The organism is Blastococcus sp. SYSU DS0973 (assembly GCF_054051055.1).
The window spans coordinates 1-5,604 of record NZ_JBJHAN010000020.1 but is presented as its reverse complement, the minus strand read 5'-3'; the positions used below and the strand labels follow the sequence as shown (position 1 = coordinate 5,604).

General features: G+C 59.3%; 3 rRNA genes. All 3 read right to left on the bottom strand.

What is annotated here, in order from left to right:
- Position 1 precedes the first annotated feature (1 nt).
- Positions 2-118, bottom strand: a 5S ribosomal RNA gene (gene rrf / locus ACI791_RS17890).
- Positions 119-228: 110 nt separating this feature from the next.
- Positions 229-3,360 (bottom strand): 23S ribosomal RNA (locus ACI791_RS17885).
- A 474-nt stretch (positions 3,361-3,834) separates the two neighbouring features.
- A 16S ribosomal RNA gene (locus tag ACI791_RS17880) occupies positions 3,835-5,353 on the bottom strand.
- The 16S, 23S and 5S rRNA genes sit together here, the layout of an rRNA operon.
- Positions 5,354-5,604: the final 251 nt, after the last annotated feature.

The window sequence follows — 5,604 nt, the reverse complement described above, 5'->3', positions numbered from 1 at the left end:
TGTCCGGCGGCGTCCTACTCTCCCACCCCGTCTCCAGGGCAGTACCATCGGCGCTGAAAGGCTTAGCTTCCGGGTTCGGAATGTGACCGGGCGTTTCCCTCTCGCCATGGCCGCCGTAACTCTGTGAACCTGTCGAACCAACTGGTTCGTGCGTTCAGAACCGCACAGTGGACGCGTAGCAAACTTTGTGACCCTGACCTGTCACAGACCCGATGGATGTGGGTGTGTGTGGTCAAGCCCTCGGCCTGTTAGTACCGGTCAGCTCCACACCTTGCGGTGCTTCCACTTCCGGCCTATCAACCCGCTGGTCTGGGCGGGGGCCTTACCCGGTTAACCCGGTGAGAGACCTCATCTTGAAGCGAGCTTCCCGCTTAGATGCTTTCAGCGGTTATCCCTGCCGAACGTAGCTAACCAGCAGTGCACCTGGCGGTACAACTGGCACACCAGAGGTTCGTCCGTCCCGGTCCTCTCGTACTAGGGACAGCTCTTCTCAAGTCTCTTACGCGCGCGGCGGATAGGGACCGAACTGTCTCACGACGTTCTAAACCCAGCTCGCGTACCGCTTTAATGGGCGAACAGCCCAACCCTTGGGACCTACTCCAGCCCCAGGATGCGACGAGCCGACATCGAGGTGCCAAACCATCCCGTCGATATGGACTCTTGGGGAAGATCAGCCTGTTATCCCCGGGGTACCTTTTATCCGTTGAGCGACACCGCTTCCACATGCCGGTGCCGGGTCACTAGTCCCAGCTTTCGCTCCTGCTCGACCCGTCGGTCTCGCAGTCAAGCTCCCTTGTGCACTTGCACTCGACACCTGATTGCCAACCAGGCTGAGGGAACCTTTGGGCGCCTCCGTTACATTTTGGGAGGCAACCGCCCCAGTTAAACTACCCACCTGACACTGTTCCTGATCCGGATCACGGACCGAGGTTAGACATCCAATTCGACCAGAGTGGTATTTCAACGGCGACTCCACGAACACTGGCGTGCCCGCTTCGCAGTCTCCCACCTATCCTACACAAGCCGAACCGAACACCAATATCAAGCTATAGTAAAGGTCCCGGGGTCTTTCCGTCCTGCCGCGCGTAACGAGCATCTTTACTCGTAGTGCAATTTCGCCGAGCCTGTGGTTGAGACAGCTGAGAAGTCGTTACGCCATTCGTGCAGGTCGGAACTTACCCGACAAGGAATTTCGCTACCTTAGGATGGTTATAGTTACCACCGCCGTTTACTGGCGCTTGAGTTCTGAGCTTCGCACACCGAAGTGCACTAACCCGTCCCCTTAACGTTCCAGCACCGGGCAGGCGTCAGTCCGTATACATCGTCTTACGACTTCGCACGGACCTGTGTTTTTAGTAAACAGTCGCTTCTCACTGGTCTCTGCGGCCACCCACCGCTGCCCACCGCAAGGATGTTGACAGTAGATGGCCCCCCTTCTCCCGAAGTTACGGGGGCATTTTGCCGAGTTCCTTAACCACAGTTCGCTCGATCGCCTCGGTATTCTCTACCTGACCACCTGAGTTGGTTTGGGGTACGGGCCGCTCGGAACTCGCTAGAGGCTTTTCTCGGCAGCATAGGATCATCCAATTCGCCTCATTCGGCTATGCGTCGGGCCTCACCCTGTGTGCGACGCGGATTTACCTACGTCACGGGCCACACCCTTGCACCGGTACTACCACTCACCGGTAGGACTACCTTCCTGCGTCACCCCATCGCTTGCCTACTACCAGTCCGGGTCCCCAGCTCCACCGGATTACCCACAAGTGGGCGCACCGGCTTCGGTGGGTTAGCATCGCTGGGTTCAGCATGGGCGTTCCTTCGCGGGTACGGGAATATCAACCCGTTGTCCATCGACTACGCCTGTCGGCCTCGCCTTAGGTCCCGACTCACCCTGGGCGGATTAGCCTGGCCCAGGAACCCTTGGTCTTCCGGCGGGGGAGGTTCTCACTCCCCTCTCGCTACTCATGCCTGCATTCTCACTCGTGTGGCGTCCACGGCTGGATCACTCCGCCGCTTCCACCGCCACACGACGCTCCCCTACCCATCCACACACCTGGCCGGCACCCCGAAAGGCACCGGCGGGCGAACGTGTGAATGCCACGGCTTCGGCGGTGTGCTTGAGCCCCGCTACATTGTCGGCGCGGAACCACTTGACCAGTGAGCTATTACGCACTCTTTCAAGGGTGGCTGCTTCTAAGCCAACCTCCTGGTTGTCTCTGCGATCCCACATCCTTTTCCACTTAGCACACGCTTAGGGGCCTTAGCCGATGATCTGGGCTGTTTCCCTCTCGACTACGAACCTTATCGCCCGCAGTCTCACTGCCACGCTCTCACTTACCGGCATTCGGAGTTTGGTTGACGTCAGTAACCTTGTGGGGCCCATCGGCCATCCAGTGCTCTACCTCCGGCAAGAAACACGTGACGCTGCACCTAAATGCATTTCGGGGAGAACCAGCTATCACCGAGTTTGATTGGCCTTTCACCCCTACCCACAGCTCATCCCCCAGGTTTTCAACCCTGGTGGGTTCGGTCCTCCACGCGGTCTTACCCGCGCTTCAACCTGGCCATGGGTAGATCACTCGGCTTCGGGTCTAGAGCACGCGACTCAAACCGCCCTGTTCGGACTCGCTTTCGCTACGGCTTCCCCACACGGGTTAACCTCGCCACGTACCGCTAACTCGCAGGCTCATTCTTCAAAAGGCACGCAATCACCCCAGCCCCGAAAGGCTTGAAGCTCTCACGGCTTGTAGGCACACGGTTTCAGGTACTATTTCACTCCCCTCCCGGGGTACTTTTCACCTTTCCCTCACGGTACTTGTCCGCTATCGGTCACCAGGGAGTATTCAGGCTTAGCGGGTGGTCCCGCCAGATTCACACCGAATTTCACGGGCTCGGTGCTACTTGGGAAACAAGCTCGGGAGAGACTGAGTTTTCGTGTACGGGGCTATCACCCTCTACGGCGACCCCTTCCAGAGGCCTTCCACTAACACAAGTCTTTTATGACTCCCTGCACCCCCGGCAGAGGATGCTGAACTGTCCCACGACCCCGACCACACAACGCCTGCCGGCTATCACATGCGATCGGTTTAGCCTCTTCCGCTTTCGCTCGCCACTACTCACGGAATCACTGTTGTTTTCTCTTCCTGTGGGTACTGAGATGTTTCACTTCCCCACGTTCCCTCCACACGCCCTATGTGTTCAGGCGCGGGTCACACCACATGACTGGTGCGGGGTTCCCCCATTCGGAAATCCTCGGATCAACGCTCGGTTGACAGCTCCCCGAGGCTTATCGCAGCCTCCTACGTCCTTCATCGGCTCCTGGTGCCCAGGCATCCACCGTGTGCCCTTAACAACTTGGCCACACAAAAATCCCGCCCCACACCCCCGGAAGGAAATGATGAGACGGGCCTACAAACTCGAAACTCTGCTAATCAGAGTCAGAAGATGCTCGCGTCCACTGTGCAGTTCTCAACGTACGACCAGCCACCCCCACACCATCCCCGCCAGACCCACCCACCCCACACAGGGGCACGATGACGGTACGAGAACCAGGAGGCCCTGACACGAAGAAACGGACCAACCCGCTCCCTCAGGACCCAACAGCGTGCCTACGACCAACCCACCCCTCCCACCCCGTTCCCCACACCCACCCCATCCCGAAGGACAGAGCAGACGCCGTACTAGGAGCAGCAGCAGCTGCCGGCCGAACTGGTCAGCGTTCCACCCTCGAGCACCACCCCAGGAACTGTGCAGCCCACCGGTAGTGGCGGACCGTCATGCCCTGAGCGCGGCTCTGGACCACACCCCCACAGGGACGCGGCCAGTGCTCCTTAGAAAGGAGGTGATCCAGCCGCACCTTCCGGTACGGCTACCTTGTTACGACTTCGTCCCAATCGCCGATCCCGCCTTCGACGGCTCCCTCCACAAGGGTTGGGCCACCGGCTTCGGGCGTTACCGACTTTCGTGACGTGACGGGCGGTGTGTACAAGGCCCGGGAACGTATTCACCGCAGCGTTGCTGATCTGCGATTACTAGCGACTCCAACTTCATGAGGTCGAGTTGCAGACCCCAATCCGAACTGAGACCGGCTTTTTGGGATTCGCTCCACCTTACGGTATCGCAGCCCTTTGTACCGGCCATTGTAGCATGTTTGCAGCCCTAGACATAAGGGGCATGATGATTTGACGTCATCCCCACCTTCCTCCGAGTTGACCCCGGCAGTCTCCTATGAGTCCCCACCATCACGTGCTGGCAACATAGAACGAGGGTTGCGCTCGTTGCGGGACTTAACCCAACATCTCACGACACGAGCTGACGACAACCATGCACCACCTGTGCACGGCCCTTACGGACCCACCATCTCTGGAGGATTTCCGTGCATGTCAAGCCTAGGTAAGGTTCTTCGCGTTGCATCGAATTAAGCAACATGCTCCGCCGCTTGTGCGGGCCCCCGTCAATTCCTTTGAGTTTTAGCCTTGCGGCCGTACTCCCCAGGCGGGGCGCTTAATGCGTTAGCTGCGGCACGGAGACCGTGGAATGGCCCCCACACCTAGCGCCCAACGTTTACGGCGTGGACTACCAGGGTATCTAATCCTGTTCGCTCCCCACGCTTTCGCTCCTCAGCGTCAGTTTCGGCCCAGAGACCCGCCTTCGCCACCGGTGTTCCTCCTGATATCTGCGCATTTCACCGCTACACCAGGAATTCCAGTCTCCCCTGCCGAACTCAAGTCCGCCCGTATCGACTGCAGGCCTGAGGTTGAGCCTCAGGTTTTCACAGCCGACGCGACGAACCGCCTACGAGCTCTTTACGCCCAATAATTCCGGACAACGCTTGCACCCTACGTATTACCGCGGCTGCTGGCACGTAGTTGGCCGGTGCTTCTTCTGCAGGTACCGTCACTCTCGCTTCGTCCCTGCTGAAAGAGGTTTACAACCCGAAGGCCGTCATCCCCCACGCGGCGTCGCTGCGTCAGGCTTCCGCCCATTGCGCAATATTCCCCACTGCTGCCTCCCGTAGGAGTCTGGGCCGTGTCTCAGTCCCAGTGTGGCCGGTCACCCTCTCAGGCCGGCTACCCGTCGTCGCCTTGGTAGGCCACTACCCCACCAACAAGCTGATAGGCCGCGGGCCCATCCCCAGCCGATAAATCTTTCCACCACCAGACCATGCGGCCAGCGGTCATATCCGGTATTAGCCCCAATTTCTTGGAGTTATCCCAGAGCCAGGGGCAGGTTGCCCACGTGTTACTCACCCGTTCGCCACTGATCCCCCCGCAAGCGGAGTTCACCGTTCGACTTGCATGTGTTAAGCACGCCGCCAGCGTTCGTCCTGAGCCAGGATCAAACTCTCCGTAGATGATCTGATCGCAGCTGAGAACCGAGAGCTGACACTCTCGATATCAATCAACCAAAGGAATCCCAGCCGGCCCGAAGACCGGCACGGGGTATTACTTGGCACTGACTTTCGGCACGCTGTTGAGTTCTCAAGGAGCGGACGCGCAGACACTCAACCCTTCCGGGCCTCGTCCCTGGCTGGATGTCCAACTCTACGCCGGTTTCCAGCAGCCCGTCGAGCGGGGGGCTGGTCCGGCGGCCCTTCCGGGCCGC